Raw genomic sequence first — 22,966 nt, 5'->3', positions numbered from 1 at the left:
CCGCGTGACGATCCCGGTGAGAGGACCAGCCGCCTTGCGCTCGCTCCCCGAGTCCCGTACCGAGCCCGGCCCCGCTCCCGGCGAGGACACCGGCAACGGCACCGCGCAGCACAGCGGTGCGGCCGTGATCCGGGTGCTCAGCTACAACATCCGCTCGATGCGCGACGACCGGGCGGCGCTGGCGAGGGTCATCCGGGCCTGCGCCCCCGATCTCGTACTGATCCAGGAGGCGCCGCGGTTCTTCCGCTGGCGCAAGACCACCGAGAAGCTGGCCCGGGCGGCCGGTCTGGTCCATGTCACCGGCGGCGCCACGGCCGCCGGCCCGATGATCCTGTCCACCCTGCGCGCCCATGTGGAGCGCACCGAGGACATCCTGCTGCCCCGCACCCCCGGACTGCACCGCCGCGGTTTCGCCACCGCCGTGGTCCGCATCGGCGGCGCCCGCCTCGGCGTGCTCAGCTGCCATCTCAGCCTCGCCGACCGGGAGCGCTACGCGCAGGCGGGGCTGCTGCTGGAGCGGCTGGCCGCCCTGGACGTGCCGTACGCCGTCGCCGGGGGCGACCTCAACGACCGGCCGGACGGCCGCAGCTTCCGCCGGCTGGCGGGGTCGCTCACGGACGCCTGGGCGGCCCGGCCGTGGGGCGGGGAGTTCACCTCCACGCCCCGTGATCCGCATCAGCGGATCGACGCGATCTTCACCACCGACGGTGTGGAGGTCCTCGGCTGCGGGGTGCCGCACGGGCTGCCCGGGGTACGGGAGGACGACCTCACGGCGGCCACCGACCATCTGCCGGTGCTGGCCGCCCTGCGGGTGCCGGCCACGGGCTGACTCACACCACCGCGCCGCTGCCCGGCAGGTCGTCGTCGTCCTCGTCGTCGTTCTTCATCCGGGCCACCAGAGTGGCGAACCCGCCGAGGAAGCCGCCGATGCCCAGGACCGTGATCCACCACGTCACCGGCTGCTGGAAGAGCACCATGGCCACCAGCAGCAGCGGGCCGCCGATCACCGCGATCCAGGCGAACTTGGCGGTGACGTCGGCCTGCGGCAGCGGGGGCGGTTCGGGCGGGGTGAAGTGGCCCTCGTCGGTGTCGTCGAAGTCGTCGTCGGACGCCTTGGCGGCGCTCCAGTCGCGGGGGCCGACGCCCGGCGCGTAGACCACGAAGCTGCCCGGACGCGAGCTGCCGGTCAGGGGGTCCCCGGAGTCGGGCCCGGGCCCGGGCCCGGACCCGGCCTCGCCCGCGGCCGTGCCGTCCTTCGCGGCCGCCTCGTCCTTCGACGCGTCCGCCTCGTCCTTCGCGGGGGTCTCGCCGTCGCCGTCGCCGTCCTCGCCCGGGGACGCCGACGGGCCGTCCCCCGCGGGGAACGCCGGCTGCTCGCCGTAGCCCGCCACGATCTCGGCCCAGGCGGCGTCTTCGTCCAGCGGGTCCCGGGGGTCGCGGGGGCTACGCTCCGCCACGGTCCGCCGTCCCCTCCTGGGCGGTGCCCGCCTGCGCCTGCGGGGCCAGCCGGGTGATGAAGGCGACGGTCTCCCGGAAGATCTGCTCCGCGTCGTGGTCGAGCGTCGCGACGTGGTAGCTGCGCTCCAGCAGCGTCTGGCGGACATCGGTCGAGGACACCCGGCTCAGGATGCGTTCGGAGTCCACCGGCGGGACGACGTGGTCCTGGGGGCTGGTCATCACCAGCAACGGCTGGGTGACGCGGGGGAGTTCGGAGTCGACCTGCTGGAAGAACCGGCGCAGTGAATGCGCGGCGTCCAGCGGCACCCGGTCGTAGCCGACCTCCTCGATACCGGGCTTGGCGATGTCGCTGGCGATCCCCTTGGTTGTCCGTACGAGATGGCGCAGCACCGGCAGCAGCGGCGCGGCCGCGTCATGGATCTTGTTGCCGGGGTTGACCACGGCGACCCCGCTGATCGCGTCGCCGTGTTTGGCGGCCAGTCGCAGCGCCAGCGCGGCGCCCATCGACAGGCCGCAGACGAAGACCGTGGTGCAGCGCTCGGTCAGCGCCCGCAGTTCGCGGTCGACCTCGGCGTACCAGTCCTGCCAGGTCGTGATCTGCAGGTCCTGCCAGCGGGTGCCGTGACCGGGCAGCAGCGGCAGGCTGACAGTGAGCCCCTGGTCGGCCAGATGCTCGGCCCAGGGGCGTACGGACTGGGGGGAGCCCGTGAAGCCGTGGCACACAAGGACGCCGACCTCTCCGCCGTCACGGCGGAACGGCTCGGCTCCGGGAAGGAGCGGCACCGGGGGACTCCGATCGATGAGGGGGCCTGGCGAGTTACCTCAGGGTACGCAAAGTGACGGCGGGCGGGTAGGTCCGGCGACGGCCGCCGGGCGCGACGCGAGGGGGCGACCGCGGCAGGTTAAGGTCTTTGCGTCACACACAGGAGGCAGTCGGTTGATCTACGGCGCAATGAAGTTTTCCATCGGCGGGTCACTGAAGCTTGCCTTCAGGCCCTGGGTGGAAGGCATCGAGAACATTCCCGCCGAGGGTCCGGCGATCCTCGCGAGCAACCACCTGTCCTTCTCGGACTCCTTCTTCCTGCCCGCGGTGCTCGACCGGAAGGTCACCTTCATCGCCAAGGCGGAGTACTTCACCTCGCCGGGCGTGAAGGGCAAGCTGACCGCCGCGTTCTTCAAGGGCGTCGGCCAGCTGCCGGTCGACCGCTCGGGCGGACGCGGCGCGGGCGAGGCGGCGATCAAGAGCGGCATCGAGGTGCTGGAGCGCGGTGAGCTGTTCGGCATCTACCCGGAGGGCACCCGCTCCCCGGACGGCCGCCTCTACCGCGGCAAGCCGGGCGGTCTGGCGCGGGTGGCTCTGGCCACCGGGGCGCCGGTCATCCCCGTGGCGATGATCGACACCGAGAAGGTGCAGCCGCCGGGCAAGATCGTGCCCAAGATGATCCGGCCGGGCATCCGTATCGGCAAGCCGCTGGACTTCACCCGCTACCAGGGCATGGAGGGCGACCGCTTCATCCTCCGGTCGGTCACCGACGAGGTCATGTACGAGATCATGAAGCTGTCCGGCCAGGAGTACGTCGACATCTACGCGACCGCGGCCAAGCGGCAGATCGCCGACGCGGCGAAGGCGGCGGAGGCGCAGAAGAAGGCCGAGGCGGAGCAGGCCAAGAAGGCGGCCGCCGAATAGGCGGGCAGGGCCGAGACCGGGTGTGAGTGCCCGGTTAGGGGGACGGCGATGACGGATACCGACACGGGCATAGCGGCGGGGCGCGCCATGGCCGCCCGGCGCCATGGCAAGCGCCCCCCGAAGGCGCTGCGGATGTCCGTCGAACTCCCGCTGTGGCGGGCGCTCACCGGCTACCGGATCCTCACCCTCGTCTACACCCTGTGCCTGGTCGGGCTCTCCTACCGGTACTACGCCCATCCGCTGGTCGCCGTCGCCTACATGGCCGCGCTGACCCTCTGGATGGCGCTGACCTGGCGGCGTACGACGTCACCGGAGCGCTGCACCCGGCAGTTCCTGGTCGCCGACCTCGGCTTCGCGGTCGGCGGCATCCTGCTCACGCTGGCGGTCGACACCCACGCCCGCATCATGGGCGGCGGGCCGACACTGCCGTCCATCTGGGCCGCGGGCGCCGTCCTCGGCTTCGCGATCAAGGGCGGCTGGCGCTGGGCCGCGGTGGCCTCCACCCTCGTGGCCGCGGCCAATCTGATCGAGCGTCAGGAGCTGGCCCGCGACACCATCCACAACGTGGTGCTGGTGTGGGTGGCCAGCGTCGGCATCGGCTACGTCGTCGAGGTGGCCCGCTCCAGTGAGCGCACCCTCGCGCGCGCCCTGCAGATCGAGGCGGCCACCCGGGAGCGGGAGCGGCTGGCCCGCGACATCCACGACAGCGTGCTGCAGGTGCTGGCCATGGTGCAGCGGCGCGGTGCCGCGATCGGCGGCGAGGCGGCCGAACTGGGCCGGATGGCCGGTGAACAGGAGGTCGCGCTGCGGACGTTGGTCGCCGGCGGGCTGCTGCCGCCGCACGGAGGCCTGCCCGGCGCGGCCCCCACGGTGCCGCACCAGGCCGATGACGGCGTACGGGCCGGCGACGGCGTACGGGAGGACCTCCCGGCACCCGTCGCGGCCGCACCGGCGGCGTCCGACACCGGGCCGTGCGATGTGCGGGCGCTGCTCGCGCCGTTCGCGCGCGCCGGCGTCACCTTCTCCGAGCCCGGGGCCCCGGTGGAGCTGCCGGCCGCCGCGGCGGCCGAGCTCGCGGCCGCTGTCAGTGCCGCGTTGGACAATGTCCGGGTGCATGCGGGGGACGGTGCCCACGCCTGGATCCTGGTGGAGGACGAACCGGATGCGGTGCTGGTGACCGTCCGCGACGACGGCCCCGGCATCCCCGAGGGCCGGCTCGCCGACGCCGAGCGGGAGGGCCGGCTGGGGGTGGCCCTGTCGATCCGCGGCCGGCTGCGGGATCTGGGCGGCAGCGCCCAGTGGGTCTCGGTCCCCGGCCAGGGCACGGAAGTGGAATTGACGGTTCCCAAGAAGGGCGCGTCCGGTGCGGCCGAGGGCACACGGCGGGGGAAGGCGGGCACGTGAACGAGCAGCCGGCGCTGAAGGTGATGGTGGTCGACGACCACCCGATGTGGCGCGACGCGGTCGCCCGGGATCTGGCGGAGGCCGGGTTCGAGGTCGTGGCGACGGCCGGGGACGGCCTCCAGGCGGTGCGCAGGGCGCAGGCCGCGGCGCCCGATGTGCTGGTCCTGGACCTCAATCTGCCGGGGCTGCCCGGAGTGCAGGTGTGCAAGCAACTGGTCGGCGCCCGCCCGGCGCTGCGGGTGCTGGTGCTGTCCGCGAGCGGTGAGCACGCCGATGTGCTGGAGGCCGTCAAGTCCGGGGCGACGGGCTATCTGCTGAAGTCCGCGAGCACCCAGGAGTTGCTGGACGCGGTGCGGCGCACCGCCGCCGGCGACGCGGTGTTCACCCCGGGCCTGGCCGGTCTGGTGCTGGGCGAGTACCGCCGGCTGGCGACCGAACCGGCTCCGGCGACGCCGGACGAGCCCGGCGCACCGCAGCTGACGGACCGGGAGACCGAGGTGCTGCGCCTGGTCGCCAAGGGTCTCTCGTACAAGCAGATCGCCGAGCGGCTGGTCATCTCGCACCGCACGGTGCAGAACCACGTCCAGAACACCCTCGGCAAGCTCCAGTTGCACAACCGCGTGGAGCTGGTGCGCTATGCCATCGAGCGCGGCCTCGACGAGGTGTGACCGGCGCGGAGACCGGCCGGAGGGGCCGCCACCCGGAGGGAGCCGCTCATACGGGTGAACGCCCGCCCGCAAGCGCCCGCTAAATCACCGGCATCACCGTTTGCCGCATTCCTGAGTGACCCAGATCACCATTAGCGTGACCGGGGTCGGATCGAAGACGGCCGTGCGCGGCCACTGACGGGATGTAGGTGAAGCAGCGATGCGGGTCGGAGTACTGACCGGCGGCGGCGACTGCCCCGGTCTGAACGCGGTGATCAGGGGTGTCGTCCGCAAGGGCACCCAGGAGTACGGATATGAGTTCCTCGGCTTCCGGGACGGCTGGCGCGGGCCGCTGGAGGGCGACACGGTCCGGCTGGACATCCAGGCGGTGCGCGGCATCCTGCCCCGCGGCGGCACGGTCCTCGGTTCCTCGCGGACCAACCCCTTCAAGCAGAACGACGGCGTCCGCCGGATCCGGGAGACGCTCGCCAAGGAGGAGGTCGAGGCCCTGATCGCGATCGGCGGCGAGGACACCCTCGGGGTCGCCGCCCGGCTCTTCGAGGAGCATGGGATCCCGTGCGTCGGCGTCCCCAAGACCATCGACAACGATCTGTCGGCCACGGACTACACCTTCGGCTTCGACACCGCCGTCGGCGTCGCCACCGAGGCCATCGACCGGCTGCACACCACCGCCGAATCCCATATGCGGGTCCTGGTCGTCGAGGTGATGGGCCGGCACGCCGGCTGGATCGCGCTGCACTCCGGGCTCGCCGGCGGGGCGAACGTCATCCTGATCCCGGAGCAGCGCTTCGACATCGAGCAGGTCTGCCGGTGGATCGAGTCCCGCTTCAAGGTCCGCTACGCCCCGATCGTGGTCGTCGCCGAGGGCGCGATGCCCAAGGACGGCCAGATGGTGCTCAAGGACGACTCCACCGACTCCTTCGGGCACGTCCGGCTCTCGGGCGTGGGGGAGTGGCTGGCCAAGGAGATCGAGTCACGGACCGGCAAGGAGGCCCGTACCACCGTCCTCGGGCACACCCAGCGCGGCGGCACCCCCAGCGCCTTCGACCGCTGGCTGGCCACGCGCTTCGGGCTGCACGCCATCGACGCGGTACGGGACGGCGACTTCGGCAAAATGGTCGCGCTGCGCGGCACGGAGATCGTCCGAGTGCCGATCGCGGAGGCGACCGCCCGCCTGAAGACCGTCGATCCGGCGCTCTACGCCGAGGCCGGGGTGTTCTTCGGCTGAACCGGGCCGCAGCCCGCCCTCGGCCGTACTCAGCCCGCCCTCCTCGGCTGTATTCCTCCCGCCCCCTCGCCCGCGGTTCTCCCGCCCCGCCACGGGCGGCACCACCGGGCGAGGGTCCGTAGCGGGCCGTATATTCGCCGTACACGGCATACGCGATATATCCGGCCTATTGCCCATAGGCGGGTGGAATCCAGCCGGCGCACGAACCCGGGAGAGCTCAGTGGAGATCGTCGCCTTCGGCGTGCAGACGGATGAGCGGCCGATCCTGGAGAAGGCCTTCGCCGGCCGTCACCAGATCCGCAGCCTGGACGTCGCCCTCAACCGCGACACCGCTCCCATCGCCCACGGTTACGAGATCGTCAGCGCGGGCGTCACCGCCGACCTGGGCGCGGACGTGCTGCAGACCCTCGCGGCCGGCGGGACGAAGATGATCGCCCAGCGCGCCACGGGGTTCAACAACATCGATCTGCGGGCCGCGGCCGACCTCGGGATGAGCGTCGGCCGGGTCTCCCGTCACTCGCCGTACGCGGTCGCCGAATTCGCCTGGGGGCTCGCCCTGGCGGTCAACCGGCGGATCGTCATGGCCAGCCACCGCACCCGTAACTTCGACTTCCGGCTGGACGGCCTGATCGGCCGCGATCTGCGCGGACGGACGGCGGGAGTGCTCGGCACCGGCCGGATCGGCGAGGCGTTCACCGAGATCGCCCACGGCTTCGGGATGCGCCTGCTGGGCTGGGACCTCGCCGAAAACCCGCGATGCCTCGACCTGGGGATGGCGTACGTCACCAAGGAGCGGCTGTTCGCCGAGGCGGATCTGCTCACCCTGCACGTCCCCCTGGTGGCGGCCACCCGGCATCTCATCGACGCCGACGCGCTGGCCGCGATGAAGGACGACGCGATCCTGATCAACTCCAGCCGGGGCGGGCTCGTCGACACCGTGGCCCTCGTCGACACGCTCAAGGCCGGCCGGCTCACCGGCGTCGGCCTGGACGTCTACGAGGAGGAGGGCGGGTACTTCTACGCCGACAAGTCCCTGGACGTCATCGGCGACGACACCCTCGCCCGCCTGATGACCTTCTCGAACGTGCTCGTCACCTCGCACCAGGCGTACTTCACCGAAGAGGCGGTGGACCAGATCGTCGAGGCCACCGTGGCCAACGTCGAGGACTATCTGGCCCACCGCACCAACGCGAACATGCTGGTCACACGAGGACAGCTGCCAGCAGCTGTGCGGTGACCGCCGCGCCGTCCAGGGTCAGCACCGACTCGGGGTGGAACTGCACGCCCGCAAAGCCCGGGCCGCGCAGCGCATGCACCTCACCGGTGCCCGCGTCCCGGCTCAACTCGACGCGGTGCATGGCGAGTTCGGCCGCCGTGGTGTCGTCGCAGCGGGCCGTGAAGGTGTTGTAGAAGCCGACCGTCTCCTGGCGGCCGAAGAAGTCGATCCGCTCCTGCGCGCCCTGGAAGGGCACCTCCTTGCGGACGATCTCCAACCCCAGCTCCGCGGCGAGCAGTTCATGTCCGAGGCACACCCCCAACAAGGCGGGGCGGCCCGAAGGGCCTCGATGAGGGGCGGTGGCCGGGAGACGGGCGGGCCCATGCCGGTGCCCCGCGACCAGCTCGGCGGTGAGCGACCGCAGAAAGCGCATCTTGGGGTCGGCGGCATCGGACGGATCGCCCGGCCCCGGGCCCAGCACGACCGGGCCCCGGTGCGCCCGGGCGGCCTCGCGCAGCCCCGGCTCGTCGAAGCGCCGCACGGTGACGCCCAGCCCCGAGGTGCGCAGCAGATGCGCCAGCATCGCGGTGAAGGTGTCCTCCGCGTCGATGACCAGGGCCTGACCGCTCAGCTCGGCGACCGGCGCGGTGGTCTGCATCCGCAGCCAGAAGGGGGCCAGGCCGGCGCGGCGGGCGTCCAGCGCGGCCCGCACCCGCGGGTCGTCGGCCAGCCGCGGCGGGCGGCTGCCGTCCGCGGGCCGCACGGGCGCCGGCCGCACCCCCAGCGCACTGAGCACCCCCGCCGCCTTGGCGTGTGTCTCGGCGACCTCGCTGTACGGGTCGGAGGCGCGCACCAGCGTGGCGCCGACCGGCACCCGCAGCCGGCCGGCGGCGGAGATGTCGGCGGTACGGATCAGGATCGGCGAATCCAGCGTGCGGGTGCACCCGCCCTCCTCGGGCCCGCCGCCCGGAGCCCGCCCGATCAGCGCCAGCGCGCCCGCGTAGTAGCCGCGGCCCCGCCCGTCACCGTCCACCGGCTCATGCCGCTCGATGACCCGGCAGGCGTTCTGCACCGGCGACCCGGTGACCGTCGCCGCGAACATCGTCTCCTTGAGCACCTCGCGCACATCGAGGGTGGACCGGCCGCGCAGCTCGTACTCGGTGTGCGCCAGATGCGCCATCTCCTTGAGCCGGGGTCCGACGACCACCCCGCCCTTGTCGCCCACGGTGCACATCATCTTCAGTTCCTCGTCCACCACCATGGACAGCTCCTCGGCCTCCTTGCGGTCGTCGAGGAACGCCAGCAGGCTCTCCGCGGTCGGGCCGCCGGGCGGGTAGCGGTAGGTGCCGCTGATGGGGTTCATCACGACCGTGCCGCCCGACATCCGCACATGCACCTCGGGGCTGGCGCCGACCAGCGTGTGCACCCCCGGACGGTGCACCACATACGTCCAGTACGCCCCGCGCTCACCGGCCAGCAGCCGCCGGAACAGCGCCAGCGCGTCGGCCGCCGAGAAGTCCGCGATCTCGCCCTGGAACGTCCGGCGGATGACGAAGTTCGCGCCCTCACCGGTGCCGATCTCGTCCCGCACCACCCGCCCGACGATCTCGGCGTAGGCGTCGTCGTCCACGTCGAACGCCCCGTTCGTCACCCGCACGTCATGCGTGGGCAGCGCCGCCAGCAGCTCGTCCAGGGGCACCTCGGCGCTCTCCCGGGGGCGCAGCACGGCCAGCGGGGTGCCGTCGTCGTGGGCCCGGAAGCCGCGCTCGTGGATCTGCCGGAAGGGGATCAGCGCGAGCGCATCGGTCACCGGCGCATCCGGCACCCCCTCGCTCAGCGGGATGTCGGCCAGCCGCCCGACCTCGGTGACCTCGCCGGTCAGCACCTCGACGATGGTGCCGTCCCGCCCGGGGGAGCGGCGGCGGAGCAGGGCGAACGGCGGGCAGGCGGGGTCGAGCAGCCGGCCGACGAGGGCGGCGGCGTCGGTGCGGGCGGGGGGCTCGCGGTGCATGGCGGGGTTCCTTCCAGGAGGGGAGGGAACGGCCGCCGGAAAAGGCTGAAGGCCGCCCCTCGGGCGGCCTTCGCGGAGTGTTTCGAGTGCGCGCGAAATCAGTGGGCCGCCGGATGAGCGGTCCACCACCAGTTCATGTTCATGGCGGGATGCGCGTGCATGCCGGTCACCCTACCGGACGGACCGCGCCGCCCCGGTGCGGGCCCGTCTCACACTCCGGTCGGAGTACTGGACGCTCGACGGGACCCCGTAATGTTGGCTTTGTGACCGTGAACGCTGAAACCCACGCCGGTGGCCACACCTGGCGAGACCTGCCCGCGGCGCAGCAGCCTGACTGGCCGGACCAAGAGGCTCTGCGCGATGTGATCGCGGAGCTCGAGTCCTATCCGCCGCTCGTCTTCGCGGGCGAGTGCGACCAGCTGCGCGAGCGCCTGGGAGCAGTCGCCCGTGGTGAGGCGTTCCTGCTGCAGGGCGGCGACTGCGCGGAGGCCTTCGACGCCGTCTCCGCCGAGCACATCCGCAACAAGCTCAAGACGCTGCTGCAGATGGGCGCCGTCCTGACCTACGCCGGGTCCGTCCCGGTGGTCAAGGTCGGCCGGATCGCCGGCCAGTACAGCAAGCCGCGCTCCAAGCCCACCGAGACCCGCGACGGGGTGACGCTGCCGACCTACCGCGGCGACTCCGTCAACGGCTTCGAGTTCACCGAAGCGGCCCGCATCCCGGACCCGCAGCGGCTCAAGCGGATGTACCACGCCTCCGCGGCGACCCTGAACCTCGTGCGCGCCTTCACCACCGGCGGCTACGCCGACCTGCGCCAGGTGCACGCCTGGAACCAGGACTTCGTGAAGTCCTCGCCCTCCGGACAGCGCTACGAGGCGCTGGCCCGCGAGATCGACCGCGCGATGAACTTCATGAACGCCTGCGGGGTGGACCCGGAGGAGTTCCGCACCGTCGAGTTCTACGCCTCCCACGAGGCGCTGGTCCTCGACTACGAGTCGGCGCTGACCCGGGTCGACTCGCGCACCGGTCACCTCTACGACGTCTCCGGGCACATGCTCTGGATCGGCGAGCGCACCCGTCAGCTCGACGGTGCGCACATCGAGTTCGCCGCGCGGGTGCGCAACCCCATCGGCGTCAAGCTCGGCCCGACGACGACGCCCGAGGACGCGCTGACGCTGATCGAGCGGCTCGACCCGGAGCGGGAGCCGGGCCGGCTGACCTTCATCACGCGCATGGGAGCGGACAAGGTCCGCGACAAGCTCCCCGAGCTGGTCGAGAAGGTCACCGCCTCCGGCGCCCAGGTCGCCTGGATCTGCGACCCGATGCACGGCAACACCTTCGAGGCGGCCTCCGGTCACAAGACCCGGCGCTTCGACGATGTGCTGGACGAGGTCAAGGGCTTCTTCGAGGTCCACAAGAGCCTCGGCACGCACCCGGGCGGCATCCACGTCGAGCTGACCGGCGACGATGTCACCGAGTGCGTGGGCGGCGGCGACGAGATCTTCGTCGACGACCTCCACCAGCGCTACGAGACGGCCTGCGACCCGCGGCTCAACCGCAGCCAGTCGCTCGACCTGGCGTTCCTGGTGGCGGAGATGTACCGCGACCAGTGAGCCGGTGGGCCGCTGACCTGCACTGACGGTCAGGGACAACAGACGATGGGGCGCGGATCCTGTGATCCGCGCCCCATCGCGTTGTGCAGCCCTCGCCATGCCAGGTAAGGTAAGGGTAACCTCACTCAAGATCAGCCGGATCGATGAGGTTCCCTACGGAGGTGACACCGCGTGTACGTCTGCTCTTGCTTCGGGATCACCGAGCAGCAGGTCCGCGAACACGCGGATACCGGCGCCTGCACGCCCCGCCAGATCGCCTCCGCCTGCAAGGCCGGCACCGACTGCGGCAACTGTGTACGCCGCATCCAGGCCCTGCTCGGCCGGGGCGCCTGCCCCCGCCGGGAGCTCATCGAGAACGGCACGTCCGAGCCGCTGGGCGGCGTGTCCGAGCCGCTGGGCGCGGCGGCGGGCGCAGTGGAGCCCGTGGTGCTCTCGGAGGCCGCGTAGCCGTCAGGGCCGCGGTCTCCGTCAGGGGTGAGGGAGATCCTTCCCTGTCGCCCGGGCGGTGGCCGCGAAGGCGCATCGGCCCGCTCGCTCAGCTCGGCTGCTCGATGAGCTGGGCGAGGTAGAGCGCTTCCCCGAGCTTTTCGATCAGTTCCAGCTGGGTGTCGAGATAGTCGATGTGGTGTTCCTCGTCCGCGAGGATGTCCTCGAAGATATTCGCCGAGGTGATGTCGCCCTTGGTGCGCATGAGTTCGATTCCGCGCTTGAGCCGGTCGATTGCCTCGACCTCGACCTGCCGGTCGGCCTGGAACATCTCGGTGACGGTCTGACCGACCCGCACATGGAAGAGCCGCTGGTAATTCGGCAGACCTTCGAGGAAGAGAATCCGGTCCGTCAGGATCTCCGCGTGCTTCATCTCGTCGAAGGACTCGGAGCGGGTGTACTTCGCGAGCTTCGTCCAGCCGAAGTTCTCCTGCATCTTGGCGTGCAGGAAGTACTGGTTGATCGCGGTCAGCTCGGCGGTCAGCTGCTCGTTGAGGAATTCGATGACCTCGGGGTCGCCCTGCATGGCTGCGGGCTCCTTCCACGCGAGAACTGGGCAGGTGCCGCGCATCCTCGCACCGCCCGGAGTGGGCCGTCCAGTAAGTGCATGCTTAGTACGAGTTGCCCCAATCCCTCCCCTCGCTGGTCATCGGCACCCCTTCCGGTCTGAGACCATGGAGGGCATGGGTCAGCCGGAAAGCCGCGAAGAGGAGCCTCCTGCGCTCCCTCCGGGACAGCGGCTGCAGCGGGGCTGGCCGGTGACCCATTACGGGCCGGTCCCCAAGTTCCGTCCCGAACGCTGGGAGTTCCGGGCTTTCGGTGCCACCGCCGACGGTGCGAAACACTGCTGGTCACACGAGGAATTCACGGCACTTCCGTACACCACGGTCGTCGCCGATATGCACTGCGTGACGAAATTCAGCATGCTGGGAGCCGAATGGGGCGGGGTGCGCACCCAGACCATTCTTGATCTTGCACCGCCCGCGCCCGATGTCACCCATGTGATGGTGTGGGCCGAGTACGGCTTCAGCTCGAATCTGCGGATCGAGGATTTCGCCGGCGAGAAGTGCCTCTTTGCCACCCACCGCTCGGGAGAACTCCTCACCGCGGAACACGGTTTCCCGGTCCGCCTGATCGTTCCGCATCTGTACGCCTGGAAAGGCCCCAAGTGGGTCCGCGGCATCGAATACATGCGGGCCGACCGCCGCGGCTTCTGGGAGGAGCGCGGCTACCACAACCTCGGTGACCCCTGGCGGGAGCAGCGCTACTCGTACCAGGAAGAGCCCGGGGACGGCCCCGAGCTCTGACCCCGTCCGCGGTCAGCGCCCGCGCAGCTCCTTGAGCCGCGCCACGTCCGCCGCATGCCCTTCCTTGCCGCCGGGCGTCTCGACGACCAGCGGCACTCCGGCCGTCGCGGGATGGGTGAACAGCTCACCGAAGGGCTCCGCGCCGATGTGACCCGCGCCGATGTTCTCGTGCCGGTCCTTGTGGGCGCCGGCCACGTCCTTGGAATCGTTGGCGTGGATCAGCTTCAGCCGGCCCTCGCCGGTGACCTCCACCAGCTCGTCCAGCAGCGCCTTCGTCCCGCCCGGCGCCGCCATGTCGTGCCCGGCCGCGAAGGCATGACAGGTGTCGAGACATACCCCCAGCCTGGGGTGGCGGTCCAGCGCATCGAAGTACGGGCCGAGATCCTCGGCCATCGCACACAGCGACGCCCCCTGCCCGGCCGTCGGCTCCAGCAGCAGCCAGGGGTCGTCCGGATGCGTCAGCTCGTCGAGCAACGGCCGCAGCCGCTCCCTGACCTGCGCCATCGCCACCGCCCGCGACCGCCCGCCGGTTGCCGAGCCGGTGTGCACGACCACCCCCAGCGCACCGATCTCCCGGCCGCGGCGCAGCGAGTGGCGCAGCGACAGCACGGACCGCTCGACCGTCGCCTCGGTGTGCGACCCGAAGTTGATCAGATACGGGGCATGGACATACGCGGGAATCTGCTCCTGGGCACAGGCCGCCCGGAACGCCTCGTCCTGCTCCGGGTTGCCGGGCACCGTCGCCCAGCCGCGCGGATTGGCCACGAAGACCTGGACGACCTCGTCGCCCATCTCCCGGGCGTACGGAAGGCCGGTCTTCGCCAGCCCGCCGGCCACCGGAACATGGCCGCCGACCGGATTACGTGCACGGGCGCGCAGCGCGGCGCCCTGGGGGGAAGTACTCACCCTCTCAGGGTGCCAGGTGCCCCGCGGCCGCCGTCCGCCGGACGGCCGCGGAGCAGCCCGCCCTTACAGCCCGCCCTTGAGCTTGATGGTGATCGTGCCGCCCTTCGGCGCCTTCTGACCGGCCTCGACGGACTGGGAGTCGACCGTGTCCTGCGGGAAGAAGAACGGCTTGTCCACCTCGACCTGGAAGCCCAGGTCGGTCAGCTGCTTCTTGGCGTCGTCGACGTTCTTGCCGGTCACGTCCGGGACGGGGATCATCTCCGGGCCCTTGGACAGCGTCAGGGTGACCGTGTCGCCCTTGCCGAGCTTGCCGCCCTCGGCCGGCGTCTGCCGGGCGACGGTGTCCTTGTCCTGCGTGGAGAAGACCGGCTGGTCGGCGAAGCGCACCTGGAAGCCGGCCTCGCGCAGCGTGGTCGCGGCGTCCGCGCGCTTGCTGCCGAGCACCCCCGGCACCTGGACCGCGGTGCCCCGGCTGATGGTCAGTCCCACCGCGGTGTCCGGCCGCCGCTTGCTGCCCGCGACCGGGTCCGTACGGATCACCGAGCCCTTGGCCACCTCGTCGCTGAACTCCCGCGCCTCGGTGCCCGGGATCAGCCCGCGGTCGCGCAGCTTCCGCTTGGCGTCGGCGACCGGGGTGCCGGACAGGTCGGGGACGGTGACGATGTTCGGGCCGCGGGAGACGGTGAGGGTGACCGTGCCGTTGCCGCGGATCCGCTTGCCGTTCGCCGGATCCGTCTTCATGACGTGACCGCGGTCCACGTTCGAGCTGAAACCGCGCACCACCTTCACGCCCAGGCCCTCGTCCCGCAGCGTCTTCTCGGCCTTGGCCTGCGGCATGTCCAGCACCGCGGGCACGGTCGTGAACTGGCCGGAGTTGATGTACCAGACGCCCGCGCCCACCCCGAAGACCAGCAGCACGGCCGCGAGGACGGTGATCAGCCGCCGGCGCTGCGGCAGCGCGCGGCGGTCCGGCGCACCCGTCCCGCCCGGCACCGGCCGCAGCCGGGTGGTCCGCTCCTCCGGCGGCACCTCCAGCCGGCTGGTGCGGTGCAGCTCCGCCTCGTCCACCCCCGGCGCCGTGCCGGCCGGCCGCGGTAGCACGTCCGTCCGCTCCGCGCCGTCGCCGCCCGCCGGCACCTCCTTGGCCTGCGGCGGTACGACGTCCAGCTGGGCGTCGGTCAGCTGCGCCCGGGTCTCCTGCGCCCGGGACAGCAGCGCCACCGCGTCCTGCGGGCGGTGCTGCGGATCGCGGGCACAGGCCAGCGCGACCAGCTCGTCCAGCTGCGGTGCCAGCCCCGGCACCAGCCCCGACGGCGGCAGGACGTCCTCGTGCAGATGCTGGTAGAGGACCTGCGCCACGGAGCCGCCGGTGTGCGGCTTGGTGCCGGTCAGCATCTCGTAGAGCACCACACCGCAGGCGTAGACATCGACCCGGGCGTCCGCCGTGCCGTGCTCCATCTGCTCGGGCGCCAGATAGGAGACCGTCCCCAGGACGGAGCCGGTCGAGGCGGTGGTGTTCGTGTCGACCGCGCGCACCAGCCCGAAGTCGGCGACCTTGACCCGGCCGTCGTCGCCGATCAGGACGTTCTCCGGCTTCATGTCGCGGTGCACCAGTCCGGCGCGGTGCGCGGCCCCCAGCGCGGCCAGGATCGGCTCCAGGATGTCCAGCGCGGCCCGGGGCTGGAGGGCGCCCCGCTCGCGCAGCACATCGCGCAGCGTGCAGCCGGCGACGTACTCCATCGCCAGATAGACGTACGTCCCGTCCGTGCCCTGGTCGAAGACGCCCACCACATTGGGGTGCGACAGCCGCGCCACGGACTTCGCCTCGCGGATGAAGCGGTCGACGAACGCCCCGTCCGTGGCCAGACTCGGGTGCATCACCTTCAGGGCGAGCATCCGGTCCAGCCGGGTGTCCATGGCCTGGTAGACCGTGGCCATACCGCCGGCGGCGATGCGCGCCTGGACGCGGTAGCGGCCGTCGAGCAACTGGCCCACGAGCGGGTCCTGAAGGGTGGTATCCACGGGGAACGAGTCTAGCTATGGCTTTGCTTCCCACGTATTCGGCTTACCCGCCGTGGGTGTTGGTCGCCGTTGCGCTTTGCGGCGCGCCCGCACGTTTTCGGCTGGCCCGCCGTTGCGCCTGCGCTTGGCGGCGCACCCGCACGTTTTCGGCTGTCCCGCCGTGGTGGTTTTTCGCCGTTGCGCCTGCGGCGGGCGTGGTTTGTCGGGTGCGGTGCCGCTCCTCCGGACTTCGTCCTGCGGCTCGGCCCCTCCCGTGAGTGGGGAGGAAACAGGCCGGTGGGGGTGCTCGTAGGTGGTCCAGTGCGCCTCGTCGGTCGCAGTGAACCGGCTATGAGTGGCGCGCCCCCACCCACCGTCACTCACTCCATCCACGGGAGGGGACGGGCCGGAGGGGCCGGTGTGTGGGACGTAAAGCGAAGCAGTCCCACACACCGGCCCCGGAGGTCCGTCACCGCACCCGACAACAACCCAGCCCGCCGCAGGCGCAACGGCGAGAAGCAACCATGGCGGGCCAGCCGACCACGTGCGGCGGCGCCGCAAAGCGCAACGGCGAGACGACACCGCGGCGGGCCAGCCGACCACGTGCTGCGGCGCCGCAAAGCGCAACGGCGAGACGACACCGCGGCGGGCCAGCCGACAACGTGCGGCGGCGCCGCAAAGCGCAACGGCGAGCAACACCCACGGCGGGAAAGACAAAAACGTGGGAATCAAAAAGCCGGCCGCTCAGGGTCCAGTTCCGCCATCCCCTCCGTCGGTGAGGACGCGAGAGCGAAATGGCGGCGTGGGATGCGGCCCGCGCGGTGGGCCAGGCGGCCCGCCTCGACCGCGTGCCGCATCGCGTGGGCCATCAGCTCCGGCTCCTGCGCGCGGGTCACCGCGGACGCCAGCATCACCGCCGCGCAGCCCAGCTCCATGGCCAGGGCGGCATCTGAGGCGGTGCCCGCGCCGGCGTCCAGGATCACCGGGACTCCGGCCCGCTCGGTCATCAGCTGGAAGTTGTGTGGATTGCGGATGCCCAGCCCGGAGCCGATCGGCGAGCCCAGCGGCATGATCGCGGCGCAGCCCACCTCCTCCAGCCTGCGGGCCAGCACCGGGTCGTCGTTCGTGAACGGGAGCACCGTGAAACCGTCGTCCACCAGGGTCTCGGCGGCATCCAGCAGCTCCACCGGGTCGGGCAGCAGGGTGCGCTCGTCGGCGACGACCTCCAGCTTGATCCAGTCGGTGCCGAGCGCCTCCCGGGCGAGCCGGGCGGTGAGCACCGCCTCGCCCGCGGTGAAGCAGCCCGCGGTGTTCGGCAGCACCCGGATCCCGTGCCGTTCCAGTACGGACAGCACCGAGCCCTGCACGGTCGGATCCAGTCGCCGCATGGCGACCGTCGTCAGCTCCGTTCCCGACGCGAGCAGCGCCCGCTCCATGACGTCGAGGCTGGGTGCGCCGCCGGTGCCCATCATCAGACGGGACCCGAAGGTGGTGCCGGCGAGGGTGAAGGGGTCGGTGGTGGTGGCGGGAGCGGTCTCCCGCCGGGTTGCGATATCGGTCATGTCTGCGGTCAGCCTCCCTGGACGGCGGTGAGAACCTCGACGCGGTCGCCGTCGCCGAGCGGGGTGGTGGGCCACTGGGCGCGTGGCACCACGACGTCGTTGACCGCCGCGGCCACCCCGGAGGACGCCGGGGTCAGCGTCGCGACCAGCCGGTCGAGGGTGAGCCCGCCGGCGACCTCGCGGACCTCGCCGTTGACGGACACGGACACGGTGGGGGCGCTCATACGGGCTGCTCCTGGGGGGTACGGGTGCGCACGGGCCCCGGGATGCCGGGGGAGAAGCGCGCGGGGGAGAAGGGGCGGGCCACGTCCGGCAGGCTCCCGGTGACCAGCGACTCGGCCATCGCGTCACCGGTGACCGGCGTCAGCAGCACCCCGTTGCGGAAGTGGCCGCAGGCCAGTTGCAGGCCGGGCAGCTCGGTCGGCCCGAGCAGCGGGGCGTTGTCGGGGGAGCCGGGGCGCAGCCCGGCGCAGGTCTCGACGAGCGGCAGCTCGGTGATGCCCGGGACCAGCTCGTGTGCGTCCCGCAGCAGCTCGTAGACGCCGCCCGCGGTCACGGTGGTGTCCCAGCCCAGCTCCTCGCTGGTGGCGCCGACGATCAGTTCGCCGCTCGCCCGCGGCACCAGGTAGAGCGGCCCGCCGCGTACGACGGCCCGTACGGTGCGCGACAGGAAGGCGGGGCTCCCGGCCGGCACCTCCGGCAGCCGCAGCCGCAGCACCTGCCCCTTGACCGGCCGCACCGGCGGCAGCACCCCGTCGGGGACGCCGGCCAGACGGCCGCTCTCGCTGCCCGCGGCCAGGACGACCTGACCGGCCGACAACCGTGTCCCGTCGGCGAGTTCGGCCCCGGTGGCCCGTCCGCCCGCGACCGTCAGCCGGGCGGCGCGGCTGCGGTGGAAGTCCACGCCGGCGCGCTCGCAGGCGACCAGCAGGGCGCTCGCGAGCCGGCGCGGATCGACCTGGTGGTCGCCGTCCACCCGCAGCCCGCCGCGCACCCCGGGGGCCAGCATCGGCTCCAGACGGCGGCATTCGCGCCCGTTCAGCCACTGCGAGTCCAGTCCCGAGCGGATCTGCAGGGCGTGCAGCTCGCGCAGGTGCGCGCGGTCGTCGGCGTCCAGCGCGACGGCCAGGGTGCCGCACCGCCGGTAGCCGATCCGCTGCCCGCCGGCCTCCTCCAGCTCCCGGGTGAACTCGGGGTAGCGCCGGGCCGAGGCGAGATTGAGCCCCAGCAGGGTCTGCTCGCCGTAGTGGAGCTCGCTGACCGCGGCCAGCATGCCGGCCGCGACCCGGGCCGCGCCGCCGCCGGGCGCCGGATCGGCCACCGCGACGGTCAGCCCGCGGCCGGCCGCCCGCCAGGCGGTGACCAGTCCGATGATGCCGCCGCCGAGTACGAGCACATCCGGCCTCCCGGCGGACGGCTGCGACCGTGCGGCAGATGGTGGCATGGGCATCCAGCCCCTCCCTTCGCCGGCATGACCCGGATCAGGTTCGTACGGTCGGAGGCCGGCCAGCCTCCCTCTCAGCCCGGTGCGTCCGGGCTCCCGCGAGTGCGTGTAGCCGTCACCCTAATACGGTGCCGCGACGCGCCGTAAGGTGCCGCCCCCGGCGCGCCCACGGGTCCGCACACCCCACCGAGCGTCCTTGACGCTGTGTCAGAGATCTCCTTGCGCGCTGCTGCGGACGGCCCCGCCCACCGTCCTAGAGTGATCAGGTGAGCGAGCAGAGCAAGTCCTCCCAGGCCCCTGACCGCACGCCGCGCGTCGTGATCGTCGGCGCGGGGATCGCGGGTGTGCAGACCGCCGTCGCCCTGCGCGAACAGGGCTGGCGCAGCGCGATCACGCTCCTCGGCGACGAGCCCCACCAGCCCTACGACCGCCCGCCGCTGTCCAAGGCGGTGCTGCTGGGCAAGGCCGAAGGCTCCACCTTCGACGTCGACTTCGCCGCGCTCGGCATCGACCTCCACCTCAACCGCCCGGTCACCGGCCTGGTACCGGAGGCCCGCCAGGTAGAGACGGCCGCCGGCCCCATCTCCTACGACTACGCCGTCCTCGCGACCGGCGCCGCCCCGATCATGCTTCCCGGCAGCGAGGGACTGCCCGGCGTCCATCTGCTGCGCACCCTCGACGACGCCGAGCGGCTGCGGCCAGTGCTCGCCGCCCAGCACGAGATCGTGGTCGTCGGGGCCGGCTGGATCGGCGCCGAGTTCGCGACCGCGGCCCGGGAAGCGGGCTGCGCGGTCACCGTCGTCGAGGCCGCCGACCGCCCGCTGGCCGGTGCCCTGCCGCCCGAAGTGACCACCCACATGACCGGCTGGTACGCGGACGCCGGCGCCGAGCTGCGCACCGGCGCCCGGGTCGCGTCCGTCACCCCGGGCGCGGTCACCCTGGAGGACGGCACGACACTGCCCGCCGACGCGGTGGTCGTCGGGATCGGCGCCCGGCCCGCGACCGGCTGGCTGGCCGGCTCGGGCGTCGAGGTGTCCCCGCAGGACGGCTCCGTCCTGGCCGACGGCCGCCTGCGCACCTCCGTGCCCGGTGTCTACGCGGTCGGCGACTGCGCCTCCTTCCCCTCGGCCCGCTACGGCAGCCGGCTGCTCATCCACCACTGGGACAACGCCCTCCAGGGCCCCCGCACGGTCGCCGAGAACATCGCCCGCGGCGGCACGGAAGGGCTGGTCTACGACCCCGTCCCGTACTTCTGGTCGGAGCAGTTCGGCCGGTTCGTGCAGTACGCGGGCCACCACGTCGACGCCGATGACCTGGTCTGGCGCGGCGACCCGACCGGGGCCGCCTGGTCGGTGCTCTGGCTGCGCAGCGAGGGGGGCCCGAGCGAAGCGCAGCCGGATCGGGGCGGTGGCGGGCGAGGGGCGGGCAGGCTCGTCGCGCTGCTGGCCGTGGGCCGCCCGCGCGACCTCGCCCAGGGACGCAAGCTCATCGAGCGGGGGGTCGTCCTGGACCGGGATCGGGCCGCGAACGCCTCCGTACCGCTGAAGGCCGCGGCGCTGTAGCGGGGCCGCACAACGGTCGCCGACGGCAGCCGGCCGTCACCCTCCGGTGTGCAGCAGGCCCCCGACGGCGATGCCCGGCTACCGGCTGTCAGTGCGAGGTGGCAGGCTTGTTCCTGTGACCGAGATTGACGCAAACATCGATGGACTCGTCCCCGCCTGGCTCACCCTCCCCGACATCGCCGAACGGCTCGGCGTCGAGGTGACCCGCGTCCGGCAGCTGGTCAAGGAGGGCCAGCTGATCGCGGTGCGCCGCGGCGAGAACCGGGCGCTCCACGTGCCCGCCGATTTCATCAAGGACGACAAGGTGGTCAAGGGGCTCGTCGGCACCCTCACCCTGCTCAAGGACGACGGCTTCACCGACGAGGAGATGCTGGAGTGGCTGTTCACCCCGGATGAGACCCTGCCCGGCACGCCCGCCCAGGCGCTGCGCGAGAATCGCGGCACGGAGGTGAAGCGCCGGGCCCAGGCGCTCGCCGTCTGACGCCCCCGGTTGCGGCGCGCTCCCGTCCCGCAACCGCACCAGCATCCGTAACCACATCCGAGGGGTGTACGGACCGGAAGGACCGGCCCGTACACCCCCGACCCGGGGGGAAGCCGCCCGATGACCACCGCACGACAGGCCCTTGCCGACGCCCGCCTCTACCTGTGCACCGACGCCCGCACCCGGCAGGGCGACCTCCCGCAGTTCCTGGACGCGGTGCTCGCCTCCGGGGTGGACATCGTCCAGCTGCGCGACAAGGGCATGGAGGCGGGTGCGGAGCTCCGGCATCTGGAGGTCTTCGCGGACGCCTGCCGGCGGCACGGCAAGCTGCTCGCGGTCAACGACCGGGCGGACGTCGCCCACGCGGCCGGCAGCGACGTGCTGCACCTCGGCCAGGGCGACCTGCCGGTCCCGGCCGCCCGCGCCCTGCTCGGCCCCGAGGTCCTCATAGGCCGCTCCACCCACGCCGAGGCCGAGGTGGACGCGGCCCTCGACGAACCCGGCGTGGACTACTTCTGCACGGGCCCGTGCTGGCCCACCCCCACCAAGCCGGGCCGGCACGCCCCCGGCCTCGACCTGGTCCGCTACACCGCCTCCCGCGCCCCCGAGCGCCCCTGGTTCGCGATCGGCGGGATCGACGCCGGAAACCTCGACGAGGTGCTGACGGCCGGCGCCCACCGGATCGTGGTGGTCCGCGCCCTCACGGAGGCGGACGACCCGGGGGCGGCGGCCGCGGACCTGGCCAAGCGCATCCGGACCTGGGACGCCTAGGCATCTCGTGCAGGCGTCTCGTGCGGAGGTGACCGGGATCACTCCGCGCCGGCGGAGCCGGAAGACCCGCCGGCTTCCGCAGGGCCCGGGGTGTGGTGGCAGCGGAAGGTTTTCCGACATCCCGGCGACCGGAAAATGTCCAACCAGTGGACATGAACCGCACCAACCAGGCATAACGCCGATCACGGTTGGTGTGTGCCCGGCCGGTGGTTAACCTGCCGGTATGGCCCTAGGTACAGCTTCCACCAGGACTGATCGCGCACGAACGGTGCGCGACCTGCTTGCTTCCGGTAAGCAGTCGTACTCGTTCGAGTTCGCCGCCCCCAAGACGGAGAAGGGCGAGCGGACCCTGTGGAACGCCATTCGCCGCATCGAGGCCGTCTCGCCGACCTTTGTCTCCGTGACGTACGGCGCCGGCGGCACCTCCCGTGACGGCACGGTGCGCGCCACCGAGCGCATCGCCACCGACACCACCCTGACCCCGGTCGCCCATCTGACCGCGGTCAACCACTCCACGGCGGACCTGCGCAACATCATCGGCCAGTACGCCGGCGCCGGGATCCGCAACATGCTCGCGCTGCGCGGCGACCCGCCCGGCGACCCGATGGGCGAGTGGGTCAAGCACCCCGACGGCGTCGCCTACGCCGCCGACCTGGTCCGTCTCATCAAGGAGTCCGGCGACTTCTGCGTCGGCGTCGCCGCCTTCCCCGAGATGCACCCGCGCTCGACGGACTGGGACACGGATGTGGCGCACTTCGTCGACAAGTGCCGGGCCGGCGCGGACTTCGCCATCACCCAGATGTTCTTCTATCCCGAGGACTACTTCCGGCTGCGGGACCGGGTGACGGCCGCGGGTTGCTCCACGCCGATCATTCCGGAGATCATGCCGGTGACGAACGTGCGCCAGATCGAGCGGTTCGCGCAACTGAGCAACGCGGCCTTCCCGCCCGAGCTGGCCGAGCGCATCCTCGCCGTCAAGGACGACCCGGCGGCGGTACGCTCCATTGGCATCGAGTACGCAACGGATCTGTGCGCGCGTTTGATGGCCGAGGATGTTCCCGGGTTGCACTTCATTACCCTGAACCACTCCACGGCGACCCTGGAAATCTACGAGAATCTGGGACTGCACCAGCAGTCCTGATCACGGTGGCCGGCGAGCGG

General features: G+C 72.0%; 22 protein-coding genes and 1 riboswitch. Of the genes, 13 read left to right on the top strand and 9 right to left on the bottom strand.

Translation table 11 applies throughout. The features are described from left to right. Positions 1 to 34: 34 nt before the first annotated feature. Complete coding sequence (locus BKA18_RS09375; protein WP_429638278.1) at positions 35 to 829, top strand: endonuclease/exonuclease/phosphatase family protein; 795 nt, start codon at positions 35 to 37, stop codon at positions 827 to 829. 1 nt (position 830) lies between these two features. Here the strand turns inward: BKA18_RS09375 and BKA18_RS09370 are convergent, their stop codons facing one another. Beyond that, positions 831 to 1,457: a hypothetical protein gene (locus BKA18_RS09370; RefSeq protein WP_366048644.1), complete on the bottom strand. Its 627-nt coding sequence runs from the start codon at positions 1,455 to 1,457 to the stop codon at positions 831 to 833. Beyond that, positions 1,444 to 2,241: an alpha/beta hydrolase gene (locus tag BKA18_RS09365; RefSeq protein WP_366048645.1), complete on the bottom strand. Its 798-nt coding sequence runs from the start codon at positions 2,239 to 2,241 to the stop codon at positions 1,444 to 1,446. Before BKA18_RS09365 ends, BKA18_RS09370 begins: the two co-directional genes overlap by 14 nt. Before the next feature lie 169 nt (positions 2,242 to 2,410). On the opposite strand from BKA18_RS09365, the gene BKA18_RS09360 reads away from it, so the two are divergent. From BKA18_RS09360 to BKA18_RS09340, 5 genes are all read left to right on the top strand, one after another. Next, positions 2,411 to 3,145, top strand: coding sequence for a lysophospholipid acyltransferase family protein (locus BKA18_RS09360; protein WP_006606113.1), 735 nt, complete (start codon positions 2,411 to 2,413; stop codon positions 3,143 to 3,145). Between the two features lie 87 nt (positions 3,146 to 3,232). Continuing rightward, positions 3,233 to 4,549: a MacS family sensor histidine kinase gene (macS, locus tag BKA18_RS09355; RefSeq protein ID WP_429638389.1), complete on the top strand. Its 1,317-nt coding sequence runs from the start codon at positions 3,233 to 3,235 to the stop codon at positions 4,547 to 4,549. A 23-nt stretch (positions 4,550 to 4,572) separates the two neighbouring features. Beyond that, entirely contained in the window at positions 4,573 to 5,217 is a 645-nt protein-coding gene (locus BKA18_RS09350; RefSeq protein WP_239013729.1) for a response regulator, read from the top strand. Between the two features lie 199 nt (positions 5,218 to 5,416). Further along, positions 5,417 to 6,445: a 6-phosphofructokinase gene (locus BKA18_RS09345; RefSeq protein ID WP_366048646.1), complete on the top strand. Its 1,029-nt coding sequence runs from the start codon at positions 5,417 to 5,419 to the stop codon at positions 6,443 to 6,445. 220 nt (positions 6,446 to 6,665) lie between these two features. Then, complete coding sequence (locus tag BKA18_RS09340) at positions 6,666 to 7,682, top strand: 2-hydroxyacid dehydrogenase (protein WP_366048647.1); 1,017 nt, start codon at positions 6,666 to 6,668, stop codon at positions 7,680 to 7,682. Here BKA18_RS09340 and BKA18_RS09335 read toward each other — a convergent pair. Continuing rightward, on the bottom strand, positions 7,648 to 9,672 hold the full coding sequence (locus BKA18_RS09335; RefSeq protein ID WP_366048648.1) for an anthranilate synthase family protein: 2,025 nt from the start codon (positions 9,670 to 9,672) through the stop codon (positions 7,648 to 7,650). The genes BKA18_RS09340 and BKA18_RS09335 overlap by 35 nt on opposite strands. 263 nt (positions 9,673 to 9,935) lie before the next feature. Between BKA18_RS09335 and BKA18_RS09330 the strand changes: the two genes are divergently transcribed. Continuing rightward, on the top strand, positions 9,936 to 11,285 hold the full coding sequence (locus tag BKA18_RS09330) for a class II 3-deoxy-7-phosphoheptulonate synthase (protein WP_040899445.1): 1,350 nt from the start codon (positions 9,936 to 9,938) through the stop codon (positions 11,283 to 11,285). A 171-nt stretch (positions 11,286 to 11,456) separates the two neighbouring features. Next, positions 11,457 to 11,732: a (2Fe-2S)-binding protein gene (locus BKA18_RS09325; RefSeq protein WP_366048649.1), complete on the top strand. Its 276-nt coding sequence runs from the start codon at positions 11,457 to 11,459 to the stop codon at positions 11,730 to 11,732. Positions 11,733 to 11,820: 88 nt separating this feature from the next. On the opposite strand, the gene bfr is transcribed toward BKA18_RS09325, so the two are convergent. Continuing rightward, the gene (gene bfr, locus BKA18_RS09320; RefSeq protein WP_006606121.1) at positions 11,821 to 12,297 is read right to left on the bottom strand and encodes a bacterioferritin; all 477 of its coding nucleotides are present in this window, start codon (positions 12,295 to 12,297) and stop codon (positions 11,821 to 11,823) included. A gap of 148 nt (positions 12,298 to 12,445) precedes the next feature. On the opposite strand from bfr, the gene BKA18_RS09315 reads away from it, so the two are divergent. Next, on the top strand, positions 12,446 to 13,078 hold the full coding sequence (locus BKA18_RS09315; protein WP_006606122.1) for a sulfite oxidase-like oxidoreductase: 633 nt from the start codon (positions 12,446 to 12,448) through the stop codon (positions 13,076 to 13,078). A 12-nt stretch (positions 13,079 to 13,090) separates the two neighbouring features. Here BKA18_RS09315 and BKA18_RS09310 read toward each other — a convergent pair whose 3' ends face one another. From BKA18_RS09310 to thiO, 5 genes are all read right to left on the bottom strand, one after another. Next, positions 13,091 to 13,984 carry a deoxyribonuclease IV gene (locus BKA18_RS09310; RefSeq protein ID WP_366048650.1) on the bottom strand — a complete coding sequence of 298 codons (894 nt, stop codon included), beginning with the start codon at positions 13,982 to 13,984 and terminating at the stop codon, positions 13,091 to 13,093. Between the two features lie 63 nt (positions 13,985 to 14,047). Further along, entirely contained in the window at positions 14,048 to 16,006 is a 1,959-nt protein-coding gene (pknB, locus tag BKA18_RS09305; protein ID WP_366048651.1) for a Stk1 family PASTA domain-containing Ser/Thr kinase, read from the bottom strand. Between the two features lie 707 nt (positions 16,007 to 16,713). Then, positions 16,714 to 17,547 (bottom strand): thiazole synthase, encoded by an 834-nt coding sequence (locus BKA18_RS09300; protein WP_366048781.1) that lies wholly within the window; start codon positions 17,545 to 17,547, stop codon positions 16,714 to 16,716. Positions 17,548 to 17,555: 8 nt separating this feature from the next. Further along, on the bottom strand, positions 17,556 to 17,771 hold the full coding sequence (gene thiS, locus BKA18_RS09295; RefSeq protein ID WP_366048780.1) for a sulfur carrier protein ThiS: 216 nt from the start codon (positions 17,769 to 17,771) through the stop codon (positions 17,556 to 17,558). Then, positions 17,768 to 18,997, bottom strand: coding sequence for a glycine oxidase ThiO (thiO, locus tag BKA18_RS09290; RefSeq protein WP_366048778.1), 1,230 nt, complete (start codon positions 18,995 to 18,997; stop codon positions 17,768 to 17,770). Before thiO ends, thiS begins: the two co-directional genes overlap by 4 nt. After that, positions 18,989 to 19,101, bottom strand: a riboswitch (TPP riboswitch). (Overlaps the previous gene by 9 nt.) Positions 19,102 to 19,257: 156 nt before the next feature. Here thiO and BKA18_RS09285 point away from each other — a divergent pair. From BKA18_RS09285 to metF, 4 genes are all read left to right on the top strand, one after another. Continuing rightward, entirely contained in the window at positions 19,258 to 20,553 is a 1,296-nt protein-coding gene (locus BKA18_RS09285) for an NAD(P)/FAD-dependent oxidoreductase (protein ID WP_366048777.1), read from the top strand. Between the two features lie 115 nt (positions 20,554 to 20,668). Then, entirely contained in the window at positions 20,669 to 21,034 is a 366-nt protein-coding gene (locus BKA18_RS09280; RefSeq protein WP_006606129.1) for an Rv2175c family DNA-binding protein, read from the top strand. A 120-nt stretch (positions 21,035 to 21,154) separates the two neighbouring features. Beyond that, a complete protein-coding gene (gene thiE, locus BKA18_RS09275; protein WP_366048776.1) occupies positions 21,155 to 21,805 on the top strand; it encodes a thiamine phosphate synthase in 651 nt (216 codons plus the stop codon). A 223-nt stretch (positions 21,806 to 22,028) separates the two neighbouring features. Continuing rightward, on the top strand, positions 22,029 to 22,946 hold the full coding sequence (metF, locus tag BKA18_RS09270; RefSeq protein WP_051006930.1) for a methylenetetrahydrofolate reductase [NAD(P)H]: 918 nt from the start codon (positions 22,029 to 22,031) through the stop codon (positions 22,944 to 22,946). The last annotated feature ends 20 nt before the right edge of the window (positions 22,947 to 22,966 follow it).

It is taken from the genome of Streptomyces auratus, assembly GCF_050433025.1.
Taxonomy (GTDB): Bacteria; Actinomycetota; Actinomycetes; order Streptomycetales; family Streptomycetaceae; genus Streptomyces; species Streptomyces sioyaensis.
The sequence above is the reverse complement of the archived record's forward strand: the minus strand, read 5'-3'. Positions and strand labels throughout refer to the sequence as shown.